Genomic DNA, 23,522 nt, shown 5'->3' on the forward strand with positions numbered 1-23,522 from the left:
CCCCCCCCCCCCCCCCCCCCCCCCCCCCCCCCCCCGCGCGCCCCGGCGCCCCCGCCCCCCCCCCCCCCCCCCCCCCCCCCCCCCCCCCCCCCCCCCCCCCCCCCCCCCCCCCCCCCCCCCCCCACTACAGGGTGCTGCGTCAGATCAGCGACTTGACCCGATACAAGGCTTCCAAGGCCTGCTTCGGGGTCAGCTCATCCGGATCAATCGCCTGCAGCGCATCCAGTGCTGCTGAGCTCGGCGCGGCAAACAGACCAAACTGCTGCGGCGCATCCAAAGCCTGCGGTGCCATCGCAGCACTCTGGGTTTCACCACCACGCTGTTCCAGCTCCGCCAGACGGCGACGCGCCTGGGCGACGGTGGACTTGGGCAGGCCAGCCAAGGCCGCCACCTGCAAACCAAAACTGCGGTTGGCGGGGCCATCCTTCACTGCATGCATGAACACCAGCGTGTCGCCGTGTTCCACCGCATCCAGATGCACGTTGGCGATGCCGCTGGCGCCGCCTTCATGGCTTTCGTCCGCCAATGCGGTCAGTTCGAAGTAGTGAGTGGCGAACAAGGTGTAGCAGCGGTTCTGGTAGGCCAGATGGCGCGCGACCGCATCGGCCAGAGCGAGGCCGTCGTAGGTCGAGGTGCCGCGGCCGATTTCGTCCATCAATACCAGCGAGTGTTCGGTGGCGTGGTGCAGGATGTAGCTGGTTTCGGCCATCTCAACCATGAAGGTCGATTGGCCCTTGGCCAGATCGTCGCCAGCGCCGATGCGGGTCAGGATGCGGTCGATCGGGCCGATCACTGCGCGGCTGGCCGGCACGAAGCTGCCGATATGGGCGAGCAGCACGATCAGCGCGTTCTGCCGCATGTAGGTGGACTTACCGCCCATGTTCGGACCGGTGATGACCAGCATGCGGCGGTCCGGGTGCAGGTCCAGGTCATTGGGCTCGAACGGGGTATCGCGTACCGCCTCGACCACCGGGTGGCGACCGCGTTCGATGCGCAGGCAGGCTTCTTCCTGCAGCTCCGGCTGTGCCCAGTCCAGCGCCTGTGCGCGCTCGGCGAATGCAGCCAGCACGTCGAGTTCGCTCAAGGCGCCGGCACAGCGTTTCAGCGGTTCCAGATGCTGGCCAACGATATCGAGTAGACCTTCGTACAACAGTTTTTCGCGGCTGAGCGAGCGCTCGCGGGCCGACAGCACCTTGTCCTCGAAGTTCTTCAACTCCTCGGTGATGTAGCGCTCGGCATTGGTCAGGGTCTGGCGGCGGGTGTAGTGCACCGGCGCCTTGTCGGACTGGCCCTTGCTGATCTCGATGTAATAGCCATGCACGCGGTTGTAGCCGACCTTCAAGGTGGCAATGCCGCTGGCCTGGCGCTCGCGTGCTTCAAGGTCGATCAGGAACTGGTCGGCGTGGGTGGACAGGCGGCGCAGTTCGTCGAGCTCGGCGTCATAGCCTTCGGCGATCACGCCGCCATCGGACAACTTCAGCGGCGGCTGTTCGGCGATGGCGCTGGCCAGCAGATGTGCGCTTTCGTCGTGCGAGCCAAGCTCGGCACGCAGCTGCTGCAGGCGCGGTGAATCCAGCGTATCCAGTTGCGCGGTGATGGCAGGCAGTAAACCCAGGCCATCACGCAGGGTGGAGAAGTCGCGCGGCCGTGCCGAGCGCAGCGCCATGCGGGTGAGGATGCGTTCGATGTCGCCGAGTGCGCGGAAGCTGTCGCGCAGGTCGGCATCGGTGCCGCGGTCGATCAGCGTGGCCACCGCATGATGGCGCTGTTGCAGCACGTTACGCAGGCGCAGCGGGCGGTGCAGCCAGCGTCGCAGCAGGCGTCCGCCCATCGGCGAGACAGTGCTGTCGAGCACGCCGAGCAAGGTGTTGCGGGTGTCGCCATCAACGCGCGTATCCAGTTCCAGATGACGGCGGGTGGCGGCGTTCATCGCGATCGCTTCGCCGGCGTTCTCCATGGCGATGGAGGTCAGGTGCGGCAGGCGCTGTTTCTGGGTTTCCTCGACATAGCCGAGCAGGGCACCGGCAGCGCCGGTGGCGCGCGGCTTGTCGTCGATGCCGAAACCGCTGAGGTCGTGCAATTTGAAGAAGTTTAGCAGGTGGCGGCGGCCACTGTCGGCATCGAACAGCCACGGCGCGCGGCAACGCACGCCATTGCGATGGCGCAGGAACTCGGGCCAGTTCTCCTCGTCCGGGACCAGCAGCTCGGCCGGTTCCAGCCGGGCCAGCTCGGCCTCCAGCGCGTCGTCGGTATCGACTTCGTTGACCAGGAAACGACCACCGGCCAGATCGGCCCAGGCAAGACCATAGCCGGCCTTGCTGCGCGACAGCGCCATCAGCAAGGTGTCGCGGCGCTCGTCCAACAGCGCTTCGTCGGTGACCGTGCCGGGCGTGACCACGCGCACCACCTTGCGCTCGACCAGGCCCTTGGCCAGCGCCGGGTCACCGATCTGCTCGCAGATCGCCACCGATTCGCCGACCGCCACCAGCCGTGCCAGGTAGCCTTCGAAGGCGTGTACCGGCACGCCAGCCATTGGGATCGGCGCGCCGCCGGAGCTGCCGCGCTGGGTCAGGGTGATATCGAGCAGGCGCGCGGCCTTGCGCGCGTCGTCATAGAACAGTTCGTAGAAATCGCCCATCCGGAAGAACAGCAGCAGGTCCGGGTACTCGGACTTTGCTGCGAAGAACTGCTTCATTAAAGGCGTGTGTTCTGCGCCACCCTTGCTGGACTTGCTTGTTTTATTGGAATCAGTGGCTTGCAAAATAATCTGCCTCGGTTTGTAGCGGTCGATACCGGCCAGAAACGGCGAGTAACGGGGTTTTTTGTTGCGATCATGTTGCGACGGGTTCCGGTTGAGGCCAGAATCCTGTTGCGACGACAAGGATCGGGGTTTCGGCGATGGCCAACGGTGTTGCGACGAAGGCAGGTGCCCGCCGAGCGGGCTTCAAGTTTAGTCTGACCCACGCGCAGGTGATGCAGCTTTCCACCAGCGTCGTGCCGGAGGTCGTTGGGGGCGGGCGGATCAAGTTGGTTTCCCGTCCCAAGGCCGACCTGGGCAAGCCCTACCGGATCGTGGACGCCAGTCAGGGCGCCCCCGTGGGTTTCGGCTTCTACGTGGGCAAGACGAAGGTGACCTACGAGATGGTCCGCCGCGGCCCCAACGGGGTGCGCCGCTTCGCCTTGGGCAACGTGACGGACATGGGCCTGGCCGAGGCCCACGAAAAAGCGCGGGAGCAGGTGGCGATTCTGCTGAGCACGGGCGAGAACCCCAAGGTCCACCAGGCCAAGGCTAGGGAGGCAGCCCAGAGCATCAAACGGCTGGCAAACATCACCGTTCGCGAGTGCATGGATGCCTACCTGGCGGACATGGAAGAGCGAATGGCGTTGGGGCAGGTCAAGCCGAACAGCGTGGAGGCCTACCGGGACAGCATCGCGCGGTTGGACAGGCCGGAGGTGGCCATGGCCGACCGGGTCGTCAAGGAGCTGCGCGAGAAGGACATCACGGCCGCCTACAGTAAGATGCGGAGGAGTGCCATGGAACGCTCCAACCGCGTCCCCACTCACATGAAAGCCGTCCTCAAGGGCTATGAGGACTGGGCGGAGCTCGACACCGCCAAGCTCGAATCGTTGGGCATCACGGGCAAATACATCCAGCGGGTGAAAGCCGCCGGGGTGGCCGCGGCAGAGCACACCTTCACCGACGCCTACCGGGGCGTGAAGCACATACTGCGCAAGGAGCTGGAGTTGGCCAGCATCGAGGGGCGTCCCCTCGTTCTGTCCTTTAACCCGTTCTCAGTCGTCTTCAGCAAGAAGCTGGTGCGAGGCGCGAGGGAACTGCGGAAACACTACGAACGGGCTGAAGTCCGTAATCCTCTCGATGACAACAGCCTCCCCAAGGTGCTCAAGGCAATTGTGGCCCGACGAGACGAGCAGGGTGGTCACAATGCCGCCGCTTCGGACTATCTGCTGCTGACGCTGCTCTGGGGATCGCGCCGCAGCGAAGCGGTGCAACTGCGCTGGTTCGATCGCTGTTCCAAGGGCGAGCTGTCCCAGCGTGAAGTTTCCTGGGTCTGGCTGGGTGCAGCGGATGCGGTGAATCCCTACACCGGCCGAACCGGCCCGCAGGTGTTCATGAGCGACACCAAATCGGGCGAGAGCCGATTCTTGCCCGTGACCTACTTTGCGGAGCGGATCCTGCGCCGTCGCTTCGAAGGCCGTTTGGACGACACCACGGCCAAGAAGGAATTAGCCGCCGCTCGGCAACTGCTGGAGTCAGCGCGCAAGAGTGGTGCGAGCAAGGCCGTGATCGCGGGGCTCCAGGAGGCCGTGGAAAAGGCGGAGCTAGAGGTTCAGCGAACGAAATATGTGTTTCCCGCCCGCTCCAGCCGAAGCAAGTCCGGGCACTACTCCGATAGCAAGTCGATCCTGGCCAATGTGCGCCGGGATGCCGGGCTCATTGACCTTCGGGACGAAGTCGACCAAGGCCTGACCACCCACGATCTGCGCCGGACCTTAGGACGCTACGCCGGCCTCCACCTGGGAGACAGCCGGGTGGTCTCCCAGATGCTCCACCACCACGTGTCACAGCCGGACGATAAGGGCATGTCGGATGTGAGCTTGCGTTACACCGACCAGGAGTGGAAGCGTCTGCGCGAGGCGTTCTCCGAGGTGGAGGAGTTGATGGTCGCCAGTAGCCCCCGGGTCTGGAACCGGCTCAAGGGCGTGGACAAGCCCCGGCTGGACGAGTCGCGGGACGAACCGGTTACCATCTTTGCTCCCCGCAACCAGATCACGGCGCTGGATGACGATTGAACTTCAACGCACCGAAGAACAATACCTGGCGCTGCAGGCCACGGCGGTAGACCGGGAGTTGGAACGGGCCGCGGCTGGCCTGCCGCCTCCTACGGTGAGCACCAAGGCCGCGGCCAAGTTCCTGGGCGTCCACTTCGATACCCTGGGTGAATGGCGGCGGCGCTCGCCCCCACTGGGTCCTCCCTTCCAGAAAGGGGCGGGGCAGGTTGGGGGTGGGCTGAACCAGCACGTGCGCTACCTCTACAGCGACCTGGTGGAGTGGCAGCAGGCCCGTATTGGCAAGTCACCGAAAGAACGCCGCCTGCAGAACGACCTGGATCTGGCGCAGCAGCGCGTGCGCGAGCTGGAACTGGAGCTTTCCCTCCGCCAGGCAAAGGAAGAACTGGCCAAGCTCCAGAAGAAGCTGGGCCGCATCGCGAACCTGGCCACCCTTTCGGACGTGGCGGTGGTCTCGCACGACTGGGCGCTGCTTGGGGATCGCATTGCGGGCCATGTCCTGGCCGTGGACGACGCCACGCTCGCTCAGGCCTTGGCCGAGGGCGGAGTATGGGAGGGCACAGTAGAAGATGCCTTGGGCCAGCCGTGGATCAACACCGAGAGCCGACAGCCCTACCAGGACGCGTTCCTGGGCGTCCTCGCCGCAACCCAGCATGCCATCGAGGCGGCGCGGTCGCGCCAGCGTGCCAGTGACCTGGAAGAGCGGTTGAGCGGCAATGTGGTGGAAGGCAACGCGGTCCGGCCGTTTGAGAAAGGGAGCGGTCGGCTTTGAGCACTCGCGAAAATGACCTCATGGGTGGACGGCCTGGCCGTCCGCCTAAGGCGCCTGGCCCCCTTGCGTTGACCGTCACCGAAGAAGAAGAGCTGGCCAAAGCGAAAGCAGGCGCGCGCGAATGGGTGGGGCCAGGGGTCGCGGCCTACATGCTGGGCATCTCCAAGGATGCACTGAAGAAACGTCGTCAACGCAACGAAGGGTTGATCCCGGAGCATCGGCAAGCGAAAAGCAATCGCCAGGGCGCGCAATACCGGTGGTCATCGGTGGTGCGATGCGCCGGTGCCGAACGCATTCAATCCGACGTCTTGGCTCAGCGCCTGGAGGACATCGTGGCCGCGCTGAAGAAACGTGGCCTTGAAGGCCTGGAGCAGGACCTTCCCTGGGCCTACAACTCCGCCGATCGCCTGGTGGGATTTGCGTCGCTTCATCCCCAACTGCCAGCGCGTGCCCTCACGGTTATTGAAGCCCTTGATGCCCCGTGGGTCAGCAGTGAGGCGCGCCAACCATTCCACGACTGGGCCATGGGCGTCCTTCAGGCCTCCGCCGAACGCGCCGTTCAAGCCGCCGGCTAATTCCCACATCCCGATCTTTTTTAACGGGAAACGCTCAAGCGAAGCGCACCAATGCTTCCCGGCCGTTATCGGGACAGTTGTCCCGATAAAGCGGCGTTTTCGCGTGGAAGGCCTACAGGCTCAGAACTGCAATCTCGTGTCCGTTCCGATCGGGAACGACATGCGAGATCGACATGCAGTCCAACGTTCTTCAGTTCAAACCGGAATTGCGCCACAAGCGCCTCTCAGCGCCCAAGGCCACCCGGCTCACCATCACTTGCTACAAGGCCTGCGACAAGGACCACTCGACCGTCGATTGGTATACCCCGCCGGCCATCGTGGAGGCGCTGGGCGGACCGGAAGGATTTGACCTTGATCCTTGCACGCCGGAAGACCCCTCACGGCTGCCGGCACGCACGGCCCGTCGGATGATCACGCCCAGCCAGGATGGCTTGACCACACCGTGGTGGCCGCGAGCCTTCGTGTGGTTGAACCCGCCCTACGGCAAGGGGATGGACAAGTGGATGGCCAAGCTGGCCAACCATCCCGGTGGCGGCGTCGCGCTGGTGCCGGCGCACATGGATCCGGCATGGATGCACGAGTTCGTGCTCAACCACCCCAACACCACCGCGATCCTCCTCACCCGTGGCCGCCTGAAGTTCATGCGTCCCGATGGAAGCACTGGCACGGCGGCGCCGACTGGTTCGGTGTTCGTGGCCTACGGCCAGCGTGCTGCACGCAATCTCAAGCAGGCGCAGGCGAGTGATGTGCTGCGCGGGAAGTTCTTTGCCATCCAGCGGGTGACGAAGGTGGCTTATGCCAACCAGCGGAGTGCCAACGATGAGTGATCAGGCGCAAGGGGTCGTGCATCTTCTTGTCCGGGAACGTTGGTGGAGATTGTGGGCTTGGAACCGCATAAGGCGGCGAAGGTGGCAGGAGAGCGCAGATGCTGGTCTTCCCCTTAGCCAGCAGCAGACGTTAGCCAGCAGGGAAGCCAGCAGTGCAAAGTGCTTGATTCCTAAATGCTTTGCATCGCCAAGGAGGGCGTTGCTGGCCTGCTGGCCCAAACTTCCGACTCCTCCATGCACTGAAAATTATTCCTAACAGTCTCAGCATTTTTTCAGCATTTGAAATCGATTCAATTTTGACCCAGCAGCCCAGCAGAGGGGTTTCTCTGAGCTGCAAAGCATGTGGATTCAAGAGGTTGCAGCTGCTGGTTTTCCTGCTGGTCTTCGATCTCTGCTGGCTAATGGAAAGCCAGCAGCACGAGGAAAGCCAGCACTCGCATTGTTAGGAATATTTGCGTGAAGAGGCCGCAGATTTTGCTTTTAGTCAGAAGTTGGGGCTTGCGGAAGTTTCAACGCGTGGTTGATTGGAAGTGTCCCCCAGGTGGGACACGCCAAAACCCTCAACCTCTCGGAGCTGTCACCGTGAACACCGTTCCCCAGCCATCGACCCCAGCGTCTTACAGCATTCGAGCGAGCGTAAAGAAGCACGTTCGCATCAAGCGTCCGCTGGCAGAGCGCCTTCGTCGTGCGGCGGAGGAAGAAGAAATGACGGAGAGCGAATTCATCCGGCGCGTGCTGGAAAAAGCGCTCCCCCGCGCAGCGTAACCCTTCCCCCAAAACAGCAAACCCCCACCGGCCAGGGTGAGGGTTTGAAAGGAACCACAACATGTCTACCAACAATTTGTCTCCGAATGGGGATGCTGTCAACCCTCCGTCCGCCGATTCGTCCAACGTCGTGCCTTTCGATGCGACTCGCTTCCTCGGTGCTGACGCGTCGCAAAGGAAGCAGAAGATCCAGGTCGAAGAGGACAAGCAGCTCTACCGCCACTCGGTCGATCGAGAGGGGCAGCGCAAGCCACCGTCTCTCCCCATCCTTTTTGCCCGCCGCACCACCGAATGCGTCGATCGTTTGTGGGCGTGCCAAGCCACCAGCGGGACGGGCGAGATCGTCCACCACTGGAACGGCACCTACTGGCAGGCGATCAGCGATGCGGAAGGCGTGGGCGTGGCATCCGACTGGATCGACCGCAACGCCGATTTTGCCGGCAGCCCCAAGCTCGCCAAGGACTGCTGGGACATGGCTGCCCTGCGGCTGCGCCAGAAAAACCCCATGCCGACCCAAGCCAAGCGGGCCATCGTGCCGGTGGCCGATGGCTACGTGGAAATCCTCCGTGATGGCTTCCACGTGCTCGCACCCGACCCGGCCTTGGGCATGACACACGCGGTCAAAGTGGCGTGTGGTGGCAAGGAGGGCCAAGCCTACAAGCCTAAGACCTTGCCGGCTGACTCGCGCTTTGCCAAGTTCCTCAGCCAGGCCCACGACGACCCTAACGTGATCGCGTTGCTGCAAGAGCAGTGCGGCATGACCCTGTTGCCGGGCGTCTACAGTCAGGCCGCCTGGTGGCACGGTGTCGCAGGATCCGGAAAATCCACCCTGGCGGAAATCGTGGAAGCCATGCATCGCCAGGTGGCGCGCTGCAACCTGGAAACCCTGGGCGACCGCTTCAGCCTTGAACCCCTCATCGGTGCCAGCCTCATCCTGGTGGACGAAGTGGAGTGCGAGAAGTGGGCCGAAGGCCGGTTCAAGACCATGGTGTCTGGCAATGGCATTGGCATCGACCGCAAGAACCAGAAGCAGCTGGCGAGCTACCACTCCACGGCGAAGTGGATCATCACGTCCAACTCGGCGCCTTTCATCCGGGACAAGAGCAACGGTGTGTGGCGCCGCCTGACCGTGGTCCACTGGAAAAAGGCGGTGCCCCAGCACGAGCACGACCCTGACCTGGTCAAGAAGATCCTGGCCGAGGAAGGGCAGCTGGTGCTGGATTGGATGCTCGAAGGCGCCCGCCGCATCGTGGCCCGTGGCCGCGCTCTGTCGGAGAATGATGCGGACATGCCTGAGGCAGTGCGCGCCGCCAAGCTGGCCGCCCGCCACGGCAGTGACCAGGTCATGGCCTGGGCGCAAGCCGAGCGCGTGGTGCGTGTGGAAACCGACGAATGCACGCTGCCGATGCGCGAGGTCTACGAGAACTACAAGAACTGGGGCTACCGCCAAGGGCTGGCCGACATCGATCTCCTCACCGGTCGCCAGTTCTGGCGTGGCCTGAAGGAGATGGGCCTGGACGACGGGGTGCGCTCCAACCGCCGCGTCAACGGCAAGCAGGAAGAATGCGTTCGGTTGCGGATCAACGGAGCGGTCTTGCAGGCCGCTGTCACCAAACCCTCCGCCAGCGTCACCGTGATGCCGGTTCCGGGCGTGGGTCCCACCATCTGTGGCCCCTGGGGAACCGACCCTAAGCTCAGTGAGAGAAAGAAGGGCGAGCACCAGCAAGCCCTGGAAAGGAAGTGGGATGCATTGAGCACGGACGAGCGGAGCAGGGAGCTTGCCATGCTCTACGGTCAAGCGCTGATCGAAGACGCCACCCATGAGGAACGCCGGAAGATCGATGCCGCGGTGCATCGGCTCTTCTACCCCGAGGTGGCCGAGGACGAAACGTCAGTGGCATCCGTTGAAGTGGAGGCGCCATGACAATTTCCCCTGACCTTCAACCCCTCCTAGCCCTGGCCGCCAATCAGGGTGACTTCGATGAATGCCGCCGGCTGCTGGCAGCGGGCGCCGATCCCGCCTTCGCTGATGCTGACAAGTTCACCCCGCTGCACGAGGCGGCTCAAGGAGGTCATCCGGCCGTGTGCGCCTTGCTCATCGAAGCGGGCGCCCCACTGGACGCGGTCGACAAGACGAACAACACGCCTCTTCACGAAGCCGCACGGTTCAACCATCCCGACGTGGTGCGCACCTTGGTGAAGGCAGGGGCAGAGCTGGAGCGTCCAGCCTTCGAAAGTCGGACTCCGCTGTGCCAGGCCGCGCTCTACGGGTCAAAAGATGCACTGGAGGCCTTGATCGACGTCGGCGCCGACGTGAACGCCCGAATCGAACACGTCACCAGCAGGAGCGAGTCCGGCAAGAAGCTGGGCTATCTGAAGCTCGACATCGGTGTGGCGGTTGAGACCAAGTTCAGCGGCACGACGGCGCTTCACCTCGCCGCTCAAGCCGGAACGAACTGCTCAACGCCCAACCGTCCGGACCACCTTGGGTGCGCCGAACGCTTGCTGGCCGCAGGGGCCGACGTGGGCGCCAAGGATCGAACCACGGAAACGCTGAAGAACCTGTTTCCCACCGGGGACGTGCTTCATTCGGCTACCGCTCTGATCCCCCTCAACTACGCCGGCACGCTGGACATGGCCAAGCTGCTCGTCGCTCACGGTTCCCCGTTGAACGCCTCCCACTCACCCTTCGCCAGCGCAGTGGGTGTGCTCAAGGGCCAGCAAGGCATGGACATCGCGGCCTTTCTGTTGAACCAAGGCTATGAGCCGAACGACCGCGATCGGGTGGTCATGGCGAAGGCGGCCGTGGAAGAGGGGGCGGTCCACCATCGGGCCCACGAGATGCGCGCCACCGAACGGCAGCAGCACTTGGAAGAACGGTTGAACCAGGCCCCCCCCGCGGCTCCCCATGCAAGCAGCCCCTCCACGCCTTCCATGGTGATCGCCGGTGCCGTCTGGAACGCCCGTGACGACGTCCAGGGCGAGCTAGTCGCTGCTCAGCAAGCCCCCCGTCAGCGGCTGCGTTTGTAACCGGGGCTTGCCAAAATCCGACGCCGTCGCATGCTGAAGCCATGGACCATTCCGACGCCCTCCACGTAACCGCCCTCGACCACCAGGACGCCCTGGCAGCGTCCCCCCGTTTCGTGGTCCTGAAGACCCCCAACGGCATCCGCCTCCAGTTGCAGGACGACGACGGTAACCCGGACACCCGGCTGACCATCGACCGAGCGATGGCATTGCTGGAGAGTGCGTTGGAGCAAGGCCGAGCCGTTACCCTCCACGATTAACCCACCTGCCACCAGCCGCACCGCCGACAGGGTGCCTCTTCCTCCCCGGAGATCCCTGTCGTGTCCGATTCAGCCAGCGAAAGCTTCCTCCAGCGCCACTCGCGCGACGTCGTCGAACGCCTGATCCGCCAGATGGAGGAGGGCACCGGACCCTTTGTCCAGCCCTGGGATGCCCGCATGGATCTGGGGCTGCCGATGAACCCCACGACCGGTAAGACCTACAAAGGCGGCAATCTCCTGCATCTCTGGGCCCTGCAGACCGCCTGGGACGTGAGGGACAACCGGTGGATGACCTACAAGCAGGCCACGGCCGTCGGTGCGCAGGTCCGCAAGGGCGAGAAGGCCAGCGTCATCGAGTTCTGGGACTGGTCACCGGTCGAAGAAGCCAAGAAGAGTGGCGACCCCGAGCTCATTGCCAAGGCGCACCCCAAGGTGTTCTTCCCCCGGGTGTTCAACGCCTCTCAGATCGACGGGTTGCCGGAACTGGTCCTGCCGGAGCAGCGGCCCGAGCCGGAAATCCACCAGGCGTGCGAGAAGGTCATCCAGGACAGTGGGGCCAAGATCCACCACGACGGGGGCAACCAGGCGTTCTACCGCCCAATGACCGACAGCATCCACTTGCCCGAACGGAATGCGTTTCACCACGCCAGTGGCTACTACGCTACCGCCCTCCACGAACTGGGCCACTGGACCGGCTTCCCCTCACGCTTGAATCGTCCCATGAAGGGCGGCTTCGGCTCCGTGGACTACGCCAAGGAAGAACTGGTGGCGGAGGTCTCCAGCATGCTGATGGGCGAGCGCCTAGGCATCGGCCACGACCCCACCCAGCACGCGGCCTACATCCAACACTGGATCCAGATCCTCCGCAACGATCCCCGGGAGCTCTTCCGCGCCGCGGCAGCAGCCGAACGGGTGGTGGAGTTCCTGAAGGTCCCTGAGCTCGTCCACGAACCGCTCCCGAAGATGGAGCAGGAGCGGCAGCCGGTCGTGGCCAACCAGCAGGAACTTGAAAAACCTAACGTCGAAATGGCTCGCACCAATGGGCGGGCGCGGACCAAGAAGCGGGAACACGTGATGGTGGTCTGACTCCCCCTTGCCAGCTGCCGGTTCTTTGATAGGAGTGGAGTAACCCACTCACAAAGGAGAGCGAATGGCTAGCAAGTTTGGCGCATGGATCATGCTGGCGATGGGCATGGGTGCAACCCCTATGACTCACGCTGGATCGCAGTTTTCTGGCGGGGAAGCGTCGCAGGTCTCCGCGCACCTTGATTTCCAGGTCACTATCCAGCCTTCCTTGAAAGTCCAAATGGCTCTCGTGGGTGATCGAGTCCGAACCCAGGCCGAAACCAGCCCTGGAAGCATGCTGATGCGCCACGCTGCCGATCTACCATTCGAACGATTCTTGCCGCCCTCTCGCCGTGTCCCCACCAGGTGGTCCAGCGATGACTCTGCTCCCATTGCGGGCACACAACCTCGCATTTACACGTTCGTAAGCCCGTAAAAATCCATCTGTTAGAAATATCGATCCCCTTGCGGGTTTCCCAATTCGAGTTATGCATAGGGATACCTACTCACGAAATGGAGGTGTCCTTTGAAGTCCATCGCTCTCGCCATCGCACTGGCCGCCCTCGTCCCCTCGGCCTTTGCTGCCGACAACACCTCCTCACGCCGCTACGGCACCTCCGAAGCCTTGTCCGTTCAGGACGCCCGATTGGGCGAGGTGCTGATGGTGCGTCCTGTCCAGCTCAAGAGCGACAAGAAGGTCAACGCCGGTTCGGCCATCGGAGCCGCGGTGGGCTACGGAGCATCCCGCAAGGTGGACGGTGACTACCGCAACGCCGCCCGTGTGGCCGGTGGTGTCATCGGAGGCGTGGCCGGCACGGCCATCCAGAACGGCTTCTCCGGCCGCCGTGCCGTGGAGATCTACGTGCGTGAGCTCGGCGACAACCGCCAACGTGTGATTGCGATCGTCCAGGACGCCGACTCGGACGTGCGTCAGGGGGATCAGGTGTTCCTGGTGGGGAAGGGCAGCAAGACCCGGGTGGTGCCGATTCCGCGGACAACCATGACTTCGGTTCCCGGTCGCGATGAACTACCTAAGGTGGCCTGTGGGTGGGGTGGGTGCTCGAACAGCAAAGCAGAAGACGGCCCGTGGAATGGAACGACCCTGAGCACCTCTCATCAGGACACTTACTGATGGACGCTCCCACCTATGAAGATGAAATGGAGTCTGTAAAACGACGGCATGAGATCATTCTTGCTGCCATTCGAGAGCTTCATGCGCGGCACCGAGAAGAGCTACATCAGCGTTTCTGGGCGGGGATTTGCGTAGGGACACCAGTGGGCATGCTTGTAATTGGCGTGCTTGCATGGTGTCTGGGTGGGAGGAGCGTATGAGCATCCGCCACCTACTCAATTCATTTCTACGAAAGGAAGCCACACCTCCAGTAACGCTTGAATCTTTCAAGCGTGCGCCCGGGGCAGTGGTGATGGACGAACACGGTTACGTCGGACTGTCGCCCGAGGCGGTGGATCAGATTGAACGCCTGCGAAAGAGCAAGGGGTGGGGTATTCAAGTAGGTTCCGAGCCGGCGACGGCTTGGTGGCAACGTCTTTTCCGGCGGAAGGATACCGCTGCCGGTAATAACGACATGCCATTGAAGTTGAAGGTCGTCCCCATATCGCCTACCCGTCCTTGTCCTTTCGTGCCGGATGCTCCTTCGTCGCCGGGCATGTCGGCCGGCATTCTTCGTCCCATGGTTGGCCGTGGACGCTCGGACCGGTGGCCCCGATGACCATACAAAGGAAAAGCTCCACCTCCCACGGTCTTTCCAGCCCCGGTCCAGTCAACGTGCGAGACGCTTCGGATCTCCTTTTCCTGGCCGACGGGCAGCGCGACCCACTGCTCCAGGCCCTCTACACGGAATCGCTGGTCAACCGCCGGGACGTGGACGCCATCGACCGCCTGCTGGACGCCCACCGATTGGCCTACGGCGAACCGGAGCAGGTGGCCTACGCCATGCTCAGGGACAACCAGCACGATCGACCACTGCCGATGTTGAGCGGCGACGTGATGGTGGATGCGGGCCTGCAGCGCTACCTGGAGGAACACCGCGCATGGAGCCCGGTCACCCTGCGGGAGCGCACTCTGTGCTCGCAGACAGCGGGGAGTGATGCATGAGCCTGTCTGCCTACCGTGTGGCTGTGAACGACATGCGAGCACTGCGGCGCCAAACGTTGGCCAAGGTATTCCGTTCCGGGATGACGGCCATTGAGGCATCGCACGCGCTCGCCATGGAACTGGGCTACAGCTTCACGGACACCACCATTCATTCCGATCTGAAGGCGCTCGGGCTCAAGCCCGAATCGGGCACCGAAAGGGTGAGGGCGATGACCAAGGCTCGCCGAATGGAGGTCAAGAAGGGCGTGCTCGCGGGGGAGTCGGTCCAGTCCCTGGCCGAGCGATTGAGGGTCCCTGTTCACACCATCAAAGCCGACTGCCACGTCCTGGTCGAGGCCGGGGATCTCCCCGCCGACATGCTTGCGCGGGGTCGAGTTCAACGTCGCCTGGCCGCGATGACGGCGGACATGGCTCGCTTGGGGCCGGAAGCCCGAGCTGCCTATGAGGCCTTGTGGGAAGCGGTGGCGGACGATCCCTATGGGTTGCCTGGGAGCTCCCCATGAACCTCATTCGTAGCGCCGCGTCCTGGTGGAACTCACGCCATAATCAAGCCATCTTCAGCCCCTCCCTTCAGAAGGCGCTGGATGAACGGCTTCGGGAAATCGCGGAGCGACGGACGTCGAGTGATGGGCTAACGCTTATCCGAAATAAATGGCAGGGCTGGATTCACCGGAGTTGGACTGGCACGGAAGTTCTCCGCCTGATGCTTCTGATCATCCTCGGTTCTTCCCTACTTTTCGCCATAGCCATGTTGGCCGTTCCGTTTCATTTCATGCTCAATAGGTGAGATCGACGAATGATTGCCTTGGCTTGATCTCAGGCCTTGGTTTCGAACTTCCTCGCGTATCGAACCGCTGGCTCCCCCGAGTGGGAATCCTTGATCCGTTCGGCCTCGCCTCCGAGCACGGCTTCGGCCACTTTCAATGAAGCAACGTTCTTCTCGCTCACCACCGCTTCAATGTAGAAAGGTGGGTGGCCGCGAAAACCGTTCTGCATCTCTGCTATGCCCGCCGCAAGGGTGGCCTTGGCCTTCCCTTGATTGCGAAAGGGTTCTGGAACGGCGTAGCCCGCAGCAAGATTTGGATGGCCTTCGATCGTCCCGTTGATGACGAAGCTCACGAACGCCGTCACGATCTGGCCCTCGAGCTGCACGTAGGTGAATCGGGGTTGGCCCTGGGCCTGGTCCACGTGCAGATAGACGTTCGGATCCACTCGTCCACGCTCCAAGCGGAGCTTCCCAGCGGACAGCGCTTCCTGGAATGACACAAGGGCGTTGGTGGGGTCGGTCATCTGTGACAAGGCGGCATCCGTCCATGAGTATGCAGGCCAGCCCATCCTCGCCCTTCCAAGCCAGTTCCTCAAGCCAGCGGCTCGCTTCAATGGTCCACCGGGCAGTGGCCTCTTCTCTGGGAATCCTGGCTCCGCTTGCCTCTCCCGCAAGGGCAGGCCTCCTCCACGGTGTTTCGGCCCTCCGCTGCGCGCCTGACGGTGCTCGCTACCGGGTGCGGGAAGGGCTGATCGCTTCGCCCATCGGTCCCCAGAGGCGCATCCCGCGCCGGTGGAGAAAGCAGATGAAGCGAGCGAACGACATCCGGGCCCAATACCAACTGGCAATGGACGAGGAGGGCATCCTCCTGGCCGCGTCGCAAATCCTGGAGCGCCGCCTGCAGCGCCAAGGCGCCATCACCGACCCCAACGACGCCGCCGACTTCCTCAAGGCCCGCTGCGCCGGCTTGCCGCACGAAGTGTTCGGCGTGGTCTTCCTGGATACCCGCCATCGGATCATCGCGACCGAGCACCTCTTTCAGGGCACCATCGATGGCTGCGAAGTTCACCCCCGCATCGTGGCCAAGCAGGCCTTGGACCACAACGCTGCCGCGGTCATCTTCTTTCACAACCACCCAAGCGGAAACCCGGATCCCAGCAATCTGGACGCGCTGTTCGCGATCTTCGACGACAAGCGCCACCCCTACTACGAGTTGGTCAAGGAAGCCGCGTAGGCGTGATTCATGGCCACGCCATTTGTTGCTATCGTTCAAAGGCCGCCAGGAAGGCGGTCTACAGGGGATTGCCTATGCACCTGAAAAAGCTGGGTCTGGCCGCCGTGCTGTTGGCCGCGTCCACCACCGTTCTCGCCAAGCAAGGAGAGGTCTGCTCTTCGAAGCCCGTGCTCAAGGACGGAACCCTCACCAACGACACCGTGTTCGAGTGCAAGACCGCCGGCTCGCTCACCATCCCGCAGCTCTACGCCCAGGGGTGGCGGGTCATCAGCGTCTTGCCGCAGGCCACCATGGGGACGGACCCGAACACCGGGTTGCCGCAGGCCAGTTTCGCGTGGACGGTCGTGGTCGAGCGCGATTGATCGGAAGGGGCCGGGGATTACTCTAGATTTTGGCCACTATGTGGCCGAAATCTAGACTTATGGGCTATAACCCATGGTTCCTCGTAACGGAGATGCCCCTTGGCCCTGACCACCCTTCAGTCCATCAACGCGGAAATCAAACAGCTGGAAGCCCAGCGTAAGCTGGTCGAGAAGCGCGACGGCGAAGTGCCCAAGGCGCTGGCCGTGCTCCAGAAGTTCGCCAAGGTGTTGAGCCCCGCCCAGCGTCGCCAGGTGGCCAAGCTCATCGGTGAAACGCTCGACGACAAGCCGGCGCGCGCGCCCAAGGCCGCTCCTGCCTCCCGCAAGGGCCGCAAGCTCGGCAAGGTGGCCCCGAAGTATCGACTGCCGTCCGGGGAAACCTGGGCGGGCCGCGGGCTGACCCCCAAGGCGTTTGCCGCGTGGGCGAAGTCCGCCGAGGGCAAGGCCTGGGCCCAGGCCAACCCCGGCGCGAAGTTCCCGCCGGCCAGTGGGGCGATGAAGGCGCCCGCGAAGGCGACCCAGAAGGTGGCCAAGGGGGCGAAGAAGGCAACCGGCAAAGCGGTGAAGAAGCCCGCGAAGAATGCAGCGAAGAAAGCGGCGAAAAAGGCCTGACCGTGCGTGGACTGTTCCCGAAGAGGAAGAGCAAGCTGACGGTGCAGGGCAAGGCTGTTGCAGCGGTGCATGCCCTACTCGACACCGTCGAGGGAAAAATGGACGAGAAGGCTGCAGTGGCCAGGCTCCGGGAGCAGGTGGGGCTCAATTGGTCGTTTCTGACTTGCATGCAGTATCTCTCGGGCAAGGAAGCACTGGCTGCGATTGAGTCGCTGCCCGCCGGTTGGGAAGAGCAAGGGCGAACCAAGCGCCATGCCTTCGCTGCGTCGGTTTTGGCTGCCCACACGGTCGCCAACTTGCGTTCCGACGGCACCATGCTGTGTGCCAGCCACCTGGCAGAGGAGCTGAAGGGGAAGACAGCTGATCAATGGTTGGCTGAACAGAGAGGGGGAGGATAGTGCGCAATCTGCAAGAACAGCTTTTCGACGCGGCCAAATCCGGGCGGGCGGAGGAGATTCGGAAACTCCTCCGTCGGGGCGCGGATCCCAACGTCGCCGTTGAGGTGGAAGACACCTGGTTTGTCGGCGTCGAGATGCCGTTGCATCGATCGGCGCAGCACGGGCACCTGGAAGCTTGTGTGGCGTTGCTCTCTGCTGGCGCCAAGGTGGAGAGCGAAAGCCATTGGCACCATTCGATGGATAAGCCTGGAGATCGGCCGCTGCACGCGGCCTTGCAACAGCAGCACTTGGCGGTAGCCGAGCTGCTGTTGCTTGCCGGTGCCAATGTCAACGCCGCAGGTTACATGGGGGACACGCCTTCCCACGAAGCTTTGATGACCGAAGAACAGATGGCGTTGCTGAAACGGCACGGCGCCGACTTCAACGCGATGAACGATGAGGGCGATACCGTGCTGGCTGCAGCAGTGCGTGGTGGATACGACTATGAGGTGTGCCAGTGGCTGTTGGCCAATGGTGCCGACCCGCACCTGGTAAACCCTGAGACGTTGATGGACGAAGCACCTTCGAAAGACACCTTTGAGCTGGTGGTGCAAGCGCGCGGGGAAACCTTGGGAGACTGGATAGACCTTTGAATGTCGGAGAAGTCCGAGCGGAAACGCGGGGGTTTCCTGACCCCAAGCCGCGCTCCACGCCGATTTTCCGGCCTTGGGCTTCTGTGTATTCTGTCCCCGTCGCCCAAGCCATTGCACCCGCAAAACGCGTAATCAGAACGGAAGCACCGCGGCCGACTTGCTCGCAAGTCAGGCACGGCCGGGAAGGGGGCCGGCGGTAGGGAGATCCCGCCACGAAGCGCAGGAGCGACAGCCCCGGTCAGGCCGGGGCTTTTCAATTGCGGTTGTAGCCGTGTTCGCGCGACAGCAGCACGGATTTCCAGTGGCTTTCCCGCTCGCACAAGTCGTCCTCGGTGGCGGACAGGTCAGCGATTTCCAGGACAGCGAAGCGCAACGCGTGCCGGCGTTCTTCCTTGGCCTCGATGCCGAATTCCTTGCGCAACGCCACGTTGCCGCCGTGCCCATTGGCCGCATACGCGCACCAGCGTCCCCAGATCCCGTCGGCCCCAGAGGCCTTGCCGACGTAGAGCTGGCCGGTGGTCGTGTCGGTGATGACGTAGATTCCCTTCACGGAGGACAAGGCCGCGCGCCATGCCGCGGTTTGCTGGCGCACAACGATGTCCAATTGTGCCTTGGTCAGGTTTACCGCCTTGAATCCTGGGAAGTCTGAGATGGACAGCCGTTCGGCCAACAGCTCAGTCACCGTCAGGTCCTCGGCCAGTGTTTCCCCCTTGGGGTAGGAGTGGCGCTCGGTGTATCGGCTTTCCAGGAAGAGGCGGCCCACCCATTCCTCGCACGAGGACACCCGTTCCAACGTGTAGTAGTAATGAGGCTTGGGATCGCCCTCCTCGACATGGTCAAGGGAGCGGAAAAGACCCGCATAGAGCCAGCGGGTGGGCGAGCCCGCGCTGATCAAGGACACGACAAACTCGCGCTGGAAGTTGCGCTTGCTCTGCCAGCGCTGCCATTCGTCGAACTGACCCTCCAGGAACACGTCCAGTGGGCGCTCGTTGCCGTTGTAGCGCGCCAGGTGGACCTTCGCTTTTTGGGCCTCGAAGGTGGGTTCCCACACCTTGATCAGGTCGAACAATCTCATGGGTGCGAACCTTGGGTATGACGGGCCACGCACGCCGCCGCATGTTCGGCCAGGTGAGCCGGGTTGGGGTGGTTCGCTCGGGACGCCGGCAGACGAAGCGCTTGGCCTTGAAGCGACGCGTAGTCGGTGGCCAAGAGTGCGGGGGCGAGGGCAACCATGTTCTCCTCCGTGATCCAGAGCAACTGGCAATCGAACAGGGTGTGGAGATCGGCGCGAAGCAGCAGGCCGTTGTCCACGCGGTTGGTGTGGTCGCCCTTGTAGGGCAGCACGTGCGCCGCCTCCAGCACTTCCAAGGCCGAACACCCCGTGATGGCACACTGGCGATCGTAGGCGTCGAGCAAGCGGGCGCGAAACAGGGGTTGGCCGCGGCGTTGCGCGACGGCGCGCATGGCCCACACCCGAGCGTCGTGCTCGTTGTCGAGCGGTGGCGCATGGTCGAACGCGTCGGCCTGGCCTTGCGCTTCCGCCCGCGTTTGATCGTCCTGAGGCAACGGCACGACCACCCACTTTCCATCGTCGCCTTTCTGCAGATCCAGGTGGCCATGGACGGCTGGGTTGAACGGCACGTAGCGGGTGCGCCTGGGCGGACCGGCGTCCACGATCTTGAACAGCCGGTCGTGGGGGTGGCCGCGGTCGGTGCGCCAATCGGATCGGCTGTAGTTGTAGTGGGGCCGGCTGGGGGAGTTCACCGTCAGGTGCTCCAGGTTGGCGCGCAAGTCGGCGATGGGGTCGGAAGGAAAGTGGGTCTCCAGCCACTCGCCCACTTCGGCCAGCGTGCCGCCACCCATTGCTTCCACCGCTTCGGCAACCCGCCAATACTTGGCACCGGTCGGGGCGGTGGCCAGCTCGCCGACGTGCTCGAACACCAACACGAAGTGGTCGCCGTCCAGCAACTCCACACGGCCCACCCAGTCGGGGCGGGCCTTGAACGTGTTGCGCGGGGCCTTGTCCGGGTTTCGCTCGCGTTCGGCGCGGTTGTGTTGGGTGGCGACGACGGCGCGCAACCGCAGCCCTTCGCGGTAGGCCACACCGAGGTGCTCCTTGAGCAAGTTCTTGCCCGCGCCGTTCCACCGCGCGAGGGAGTCATCGTAGATCCACCGGCCATCGCGCTCGGCGATGTTGTGCTGCCAGATGCTCACCACCACTTCGCGTGGATCGCCGGTGATCGCGGAAACCGCCCATGCGCGATTGACGAGCTGCGCGCCGTAGCTCTGAAACTCCCGTTCGATACCCATGTATTCCCCCATCCTGTCACTCAAGTATCGCAATGTCCCGGGGTGTCTTCCATCGGCAAAGCGCAGGCCAAACCGTGTGCGAACCGCGGGGCCAAGGCAGCCCTCGTCTGGTTCGGCCATCCTGATTTCGAACGCTGATTCGCCTGGACCTTCCGCCGACTGCAGAGCGAGGCGAGGGCAGGTGGGAAGGGCCATTGCATGGCTCCGTTGGGCGCGGTTGCTTCATCGCGACAGGATCGGTCGCCTCGTCCCTGCGCAAGTGCGTCGCACTCCTCCCCTGCGTTGCGGCCCCTCTGGGCTCCTGCGCTTCCGCTGCGTCGCTGCCGGGGTGCTGCAAGGCCTGAACGGCTCCCTTCACCGGTTCGCGAGCAATCCGCTCGAACCCAAACGGAGAAAGACCATGGCCAAGAAAAACCAGCCCGCCAACGACCGCCTCGATGCCTTGCTGGTCGAGGAATACGAAGTCCAGGGCGAGAAGCGCAGCAACTGGTCGAAGATCGGTGCGGCCTGGCCGCACCAGGACGGCAAGGGTTACCGCCTCGTCCTCAACGCGGTGCCGGTGAACGGCGTGGTGGTCCTGCGCCTGCCCGAACCCAAGGAAGACTAACCGCCACGGGGCCCTTCGGGGCCCCTTTCTTTTTCACTGGGAGAACGCCCATGACGAATATCACCGCGACCTGGCGTGACGCCTTCAACGCCACTCTTCAAGCGCACTTCGCCATCACCATCGGCGACGCTGGACTGACCGACACCGAGCTGTCCCGCTACGCGGATCTGGAACCGAAAGAAGCCGCCCTGCAGTTCGGCGACGACTACGACCTGGACCGGGTCGACCGGGGTTGGCGCTGATACCCACGGGGGGCTTCGGGCCCTCTTCGTTTCCTTGCCTAACTAAGAAGCGAGCGGCGCTTCGCGATTTTCAACTTTAGTCTGCAATGTCCCCTTGCGCATTTGTCGTGCAGATGTATCCCAGAGGTATGACGAGCGAAAGGCGAGCGTCATACACCGACAAACGAAACGCTAGGGGAGAAAAGACATGTTCATCGGTTTCAGAGTGACGCGCCGTTGGGTCGTCAACATCATCGTCGCAGCCATCTTGGCCCGGCTGTTCTTCATGGGAATGGACGGGGTCGATCGCTTCTCCAGCGACTGGAATCGCGTGACCGGCGCGAGCATGCCCGGTTCAAGTGGGGTGCGCGATGTCGTCACTGACATGCGCGCCACCTTGCCCAGCGAGTTGGACGAGTTCGTGGCGCGCGCGGAGGCCGATGCGGACAACAGCCGGTCGCTGCTGGACGTGTTCAAGAGCGTGGCTGGAATGGCTGACGCGTCCACCACCCCTGATCAACCCTTGCCTTACGGCGCCGCCCAACAGATGGAGAGTCCCTATGACCGTTATGCCGAATGAACACAAGCCTTCAGCGAAGCCGTGGTGGTCCATTCCTTCGGAAGGCTGGGCGCTGCTGACTTGGTGTGGGCACACCGTTGCAAACAAGCAGGCCCCATTTTTCCAGCGGCGTGACGCATCGCTGGGTCTGGTTGGTGCTTTCGTCGTCATCGCCTCCTGGATTGTGTTCCCGACAATGATTTTGGCAGGTGCCGCATGATCACCTTCGGTGCCTTCGTCACCACCGCCTGGGTGGTCCTCTTCCTCTTCATCGTCTTCTGCATCGCTGGCATTCACTGGAAGAGCGCGAAGCGACAGACAGGAAATGCCCGCCGCCGCTCGCTGCTGAGAGCCGCGATCATCGCGGGCCTGGCGGTGGCGGTGGTGCTGTCCTTGGCGTTGCCATGACCCGGCCGGCCTACGTTCAAATGGCCGTGCGCGTGCCCAGGGACCTGAAGGCGCGGATGGAGCAGCTGGCAGCCGAGCAGAGCAAGCACGTCAGTGAGCTCGTCCGTGAGCTTCTGACGGAGGGCATGAAGGACAGGGGAGCCCCCATCAAGCCGCCGGTGCCTTCACGATCCGGTGGTTGAGCAGGGGGCGAACGAAGTTCGCGGGACCCGACTTGTCCAACGGCTGCGCCCTGACCTGGTATTGCCCGGTCTCGCACAACCGCAGCAGTTCGGCTTCGTCCGTCACTTCCCGCTGGCCATCCTTGGTGTTGCCCATCTTCGCCAGGCGAAAAGCGACCAAGCCGGTGTCCTGATTCTTCATGCGCACCGGCACCACCTTACGGCCCTCGTTGCTGACCAGATGAAAGGTCTGGGCGAAGCGCGCATCCAGGCGGGTGGAAGCCGCTGCCTGGGATGCAGACGAGGTGGGCTTAGGAGGTGTGGGGCGAACTGGTGGGGGAGTGGTGACAGGTCGGTTGTCTGTCACTGAAACGCGCGCAGGAGCTGACGCACGGGATGGGGCGGCGTCAGACGGTTTGCCGAGCGCGGCGAGCGCCAACAAGCGCTTGCGGCCCGACTCGGTCGACTCGTTGCCGGCCACCCATTCCCCGAACGTGCCGTTGGCCCCGCTGGGGTGCGATGCGAACACCCAGGTGCGACCCTGCGCGCGAAAGGCCACCTCGTTGACGTCTTGGTAGTCGGAGAACTGTTCTCGCATCAGGCCTTTCACCCCCTTCACGTAAGCGTCGGTGGTGCCCAGCATGACCACCGTTTCAACGCTTTCGGGAAGAGGATTCAGGTGCCGGCCGATGCACGTCTTCATGGCCTGGAGTGGAAACGGGGCCTTGGCTGCCTTGGGCATGATCGTGCCACTGCTCTTGAGCTGCCCGTTTTCCATCACGGAGAGCCCGCAACGGATCAGCGATGCAGCGCCTAAGGCGCGCCCACCCGCTGACAATGCTTCGTCCATGCTCTGACCATCGAGATCCAGGCCAAGCCCGTCCAACACCGCCTTCAAGCGGGGGCGCATCCCCGCGAAAGCCACCGCATCGAACTGACCTCCCGCGGCGGCAGCGATCTGCGTGGCGCCCTTGGAGAAACCCAGCACGAGAACTCGGGGGGCTTGAGCGCCCCAATAGCCGGGGTTGGCCCGCAG

Annotated in this window: 28 protein-coding genes; 23 read left to right on the forward strand and 5 right to left on the reverse strand. The window is 63.4% G+C overall.

All coding sequences use genetic code 11. The features are described from left to right. Nucleotides 1-139: 139 nt before the first annotated feature. The gene (mutS, locus tag ACVOLV_RS03520; protein ID WP_481553167.1) at nt 140-2,695 is read right to left on the reverse strand and encodes a DNA mismatch repair protein MutS; all 2,556 of its coding nucleotides are present in this window, start codon (nt 2,693-2,695) and stop codon (nt 140-142) included. A 203-nt stretch (nt 2,696-2,898) separates the two neighbouring features. On the opposite strand from mutS, the gene ACVOLV_RS03525 reads away from it, so the two are divergent. The 13 genes from ACVOLV_RS03525 to ACVOLV_RS03585 all read left to right on the forward strand — a co-directional run bounded on the left by ACVOLV_RS03525 (nt 2,899) and on the right by ACVOLV_RS03585 (nt 15,003). After that, on the forward strand, nt 2,899-4,812 hold the full coding sequence (locus ACVOLV_RS03525; protein ID WP_481553168.1) for an integrase: 1,914 nt from the start codon (nt 2,899-2,901) through the stop codon (nt 4,810-4,812). Beyond that, nucleotides 4,802-5,581: a nucleotide-binding protein gene (locus ACVOLV_RS03530; protein ID WP_481553169.1), complete on the forward strand. Its 780-nt coding sequence runs from the start codon at nt 4,802-4,804 to the stop codon at nt 5,579-5,581. The genes ACVOLV_RS03525 and ACVOLV_RS03530 overlap by 11 nt, the downstream gene beginning before the upstream one ends. Nucleotides 5,582-5,649: 68 nt before the next feature. Beyond that, on the forward strand, nt 5,650-6,156 hold the full coding sequence (locus tag ACVOLV_RS03535; RefSeq protein ID WP_481553170.1) for a hypothetical protein: 507 nt from the start codon (nt 5,650-5,652) through the stop codon (nt 6,154-6,156). Nucleotides 6,157-6,329: 173 nt separating this feature from the next. Continuing rightward, nucleotides 6,330-6,983, forward strand: a complete 654-nt coding sequence (locus ACVOLV_RS03540) for a DNA N-6-adenine-methyltransferase (protein ID WP_481553171.1) — start codon at nt 6,330-6,332, stop codon at nt 6,981-6,983. Between the two features lie 582 nt (nt 6,984-7,565). Beyond that, entirely contained in the window at nt 7,566-7,748 is a 183-nt protein-coding gene (locus ACVOLV_RS03545; protein ID WP_481553172.1) for a hypothetical protein, read from the forward strand. A gap of 61 nt (nt 7,749-7,809) precedes the next feature. Next, complete coding sequence (locus tag ACVOLV_RS03550; protein ID WP_481553173.1) at nt 7,810-9,672, forward strand: DNA primase family protein; 1,863 nt, start codon at nt 7,810-7,812, stop codon at nt 9,670-9,672. Next, the gene (locus ACVOLV_RS03555; RefSeq protein ID WP_481553174.1) at nt 9,669-10,778 is read left to right on the forward strand and encodes an ankyrin repeat domain-containing protein; all 1,110 of its coding nucleotides are present in this window, start codon (nt 9,669-9,671) and stop codon (nt 10,776-10,778) included. Before ACVOLV_RS03550 ends, ACVOLV_RS03555 begins: the two co-directional genes overlap by 4 nt. Nucleotides 10,779-10,819: 41 nt before the next feature. After that, nucleotides 10,820-11,035: a hypothetical protein gene (locus ACVOLV_RS03560; RefSeq protein WP_481553175.1), complete on the forward strand. Its 216-nt coding sequence runs from the start codon at nt 10,820-10,822 to the stop codon at nt 11,033-11,035. A 60-nt stretch (nt 11,036-11,095) separates the two neighbouring features. After that, the gene (locus tag ACVOLV_RS03565; protein WP_481553176.1) at nt 11,096-12,121 is read left to right on the forward strand and encodes an ArdC family protein; all 1,026 of its coding nucleotides are present in this window, start codon (nt 11,096-11,098) and stop codon (nt 12,119-12,121) included. A gap of 505 nt (nt 12,122-12,626) precedes the next feature. Beyond that, nucleotides 12,627-13,232 carry a hypothetical protein gene (locus tag ACVOLV_RS03570; protein WP_481553177.1) on the forward strand — a complete coding sequence of 202 codons (606 nt, stop codon included), beginning with the start codon at nt 12,627-12,629 and terminating at the stop codon, nt 13,230-13,232. Between the two features lie 654 nt (nt 13,233-13,886). Further along, entirely contained in the window at nt 13,887-14,216 is a 330-nt protein-coding gene (locus ACVOLV_RS03575; RefSeq protein ID WP_481553178.1) for a hypothetical protein, read from the forward strand. Beyond that, a complete protein-coding gene (locus ACVOLV_RS03580; RefSeq protein WP_481553179.1) occupies nt 14,213-14,719 on the forward strand; it encodes a hypothetical protein in 507 nt (168 codons plus the stop codon). Before ACVOLV_RS03575 ends, ACVOLV_RS03580 begins: the two co-directional genes overlap by 4 nt. Beyond that, nucleotides 14,716-15,003: a hypothetical protein gene (locus ACVOLV_RS03585; RefSeq protein ID WP_481553180.1), complete on the forward strand. Its 288-nt coding sequence runs from the start codon at nt 14,716-14,718 to the stop codon at nt 15,001-15,003. The genes ACVOLV_RS03580 and ACVOLV_RS03585 overlap by 4 nt, the downstream gene beginning before the upstream one ends. 29 nt (nt 15,004-15,032) lie before the next feature. On the opposite strand, the gene ACVOLV_RS03590 is transcribed toward ACVOLV_RS03585, so the two are convergent. After that, nucleotides 15,033-15,515 carry a GNAT family N-acetyltransferase gene (locus ACVOLV_RS03590; protein ID WP_481553181.1) on the reverse strand — a complete coding sequence of 161 codons (483 nt, stop codon included), beginning with the start codon at nt 15,513-15,515 and terminating at the stop codon, nt 15,033-15,035. A gap of 272 nt (nt 15,516-15,787) precedes the next feature. Here ACVOLV_RS03590 and ACVOLV_RS03595 point away from each other — a divergent pair, with 272 nt between their 5' ends. The 5 genes from ACVOLV_RS03595 (at nt 15,788) to ACVOLV_RS03615 (ending at nt 18,220) form a co-directional block, all read left to right on the forward strand. Beyond that, nucleotides 15,788-16,216, forward strand: a complete 429-nt coding sequence (locus tag ACVOLV_RS03595; protein ID WP_481553182.1) for a JAB domain-containing protein — start codon at nt 15,788-15,790, stop codon at nt 16,214-16,216. A 74-nt stretch (nt 16,217-16,290) separates the two neighbouring features. Then, the gene (locus ACVOLV_RS03600; RefSeq protein ID WP_481527125.1) at nt 16,291-16,578 is read left to right on the forward strand and encodes a hypothetical protein; all 288 of its coding nucleotides are present in this window, start codon (nt 16,291-16,293) and stop codon (nt 16,576-16,578) included. 99 nt (nt 16,579-16,677) lie between these two features. Further along, nucleotides 16,678-17,190 (forward strand): H-NS family nucleoid-associated regulatory protein, encoded by a 513-nt coding sequence (locus ACVOLV_RS03605; protein WP_481553183.1) that lies wholly within the window; start codon nt 16,678-16,680, stop codon nt 17,188-17,190. A gap of 2 nt (nt 17,191-17,192) precedes the next feature. Beyond that, nucleotides 17,193-17,588, forward strand: a complete 396-nt coding sequence (locus ACVOLV_RS03610) for a hypothetical protein (protein WP_481553184.1) — start codon at nt 17,193-17,195, stop codon at nt 17,586-17,588. Continuing rightward, complete coding sequence (locus ACVOLV_RS03615; RefSeq protein ID WP_277433447.1) at nt 17,588-18,220, forward strand: ankyrin repeat domain-containing protein; 633 nt, start codon at nt 17,588-17,590, stop codon at nt 18,218-18,220. The genes ACVOLV_RS03610 and ACVOLV_RS03615 overlap by 1 nt, the downstream gene beginning before the upstream one ends. A gap of 253 nt (nt 18,221-18,473) precedes the next feature. Here ACVOLV_RS03615 and ACVOLV_RS03620 read toward each other — a convergent pair whose 3' ends face one another. Beyond that, a complete protein-coding gene (locus ACVOLV_RS03620; protein WP_481553185.1) occupies nt 18,474-19,295 on the reverse strand; it encodes a GIY-YIG nuclease family protein in 822 nt (273 codons plus the stop codon). After that, nucleotides 19,292-20,530: an HNH endonuclease gene (locus ACVOLV_RS03625; RefSeq protein ID WP_481553186.1), complete on the reverse strand. Its 1,239-nt coding sequence runs from the start codon at nt 20,528-20,530 to the stop codon at nt 19,292-19,294. The genes ACVOLV_RS03620 and ACVOLV_RS03625 overlap by 4 nt, the downstream gene beginning before the upstream one ends. Nucleotides 20,531-20,930: 400 nt before the next feature. Between ACVOLV_RS03625 and ACVOLV_RS03630 the strand changes: the two genes are divergently transcribed. The 5 genes from ACVOLV_RS03630 to ACVOLV_RS03650 all read left to right on the forward strand — a co-directional run bounded on the left by ACVOLV_RS03630 (nt 20,931) and on the right by ACVOLV_RS03650 (nt 22,325). Continuing rightward, nucleotides 20,931-21,137, forward strand: coding sequence for a hypothetical protein (locus ACVOLV_RS03630; RefSeq protein WP_481553187.1), 207 nt, complete (start codon nt 20,931-20,933; stop codon nt 21,135-21,137). A gap of 50 nt (nt 21,138-21,187) precedes the next feature. After that, complete coding sequence (locus ACVOLV_RS03635; RefSeq protein ID WP_481553188.1) at nt 21,188-21,379, forward strand: hypothetical protein; 192 nt, start codon at nt 21,188-21,190, stop codon at nt 21,377-21,379. Nucleotides 21,380-21,566: 187 nt separating this feature from the next. Then, complete coding sequence (locus ACVOLV_RS03640; RefSeq protein WP_481553189.1) at nt 21,567-21,938, forward strand: hypothetical protein; 372 nt, start codon at nt 21,567-21,569, stop codon at nt 21,936-21,938. Next, entirely contained in the window at nt 21,919-22,137 is a 219-nt protein-coding gene (locus tag ACVOLV_RS03645) for a hypothetical protein (RefSeq protein ID WP_481553190.1), read from the forward strand. The genes ACVOLV_RS03640 and ACVOLV_RS03645 overlap by 20 nt, the downstream gene beginning before the upstream one ends. Beyond that, the gene (locus ACVOLV_RS03650) at nt 22,134-22,325 is read left to right on the forward strand and encodes a hypothetical protein (RefSeq protein WP_481553191.1); all 192 of its coding nucleotides are present in this window, start codon (nt 22,134-22,136) and stop codon (nt 22,323-22,325) included. The genes ACVOLV_RS03645 and ACVOLV_RS03650 overlap by 4 nt, the downstream gene beginning before the upstream one ends. Before the next feature lie 147 nt (nt 22,326-22,472). Here the strand turns inward: ACVOLV_RS03650 and ACVOLV_RS03655 are convergent, their stop codons facing one another. Further along, nucleotides 22,473-23,474 (reverse strand): hypothetical protein, encoded by a 1,002-nt coding sequence (locus ACVOLV_RS03655; protein WP_481553192.1) that lies wholly within the window; start codon nt 23,472-23,474, stop codon nt 22,473-22,475. Nucleotides 23,475-23,522 lie beyond the last annotated feature (48 nt).

Source organism: Stenotrophomonas sp. STEN023 (assembly GCF_056760135.1).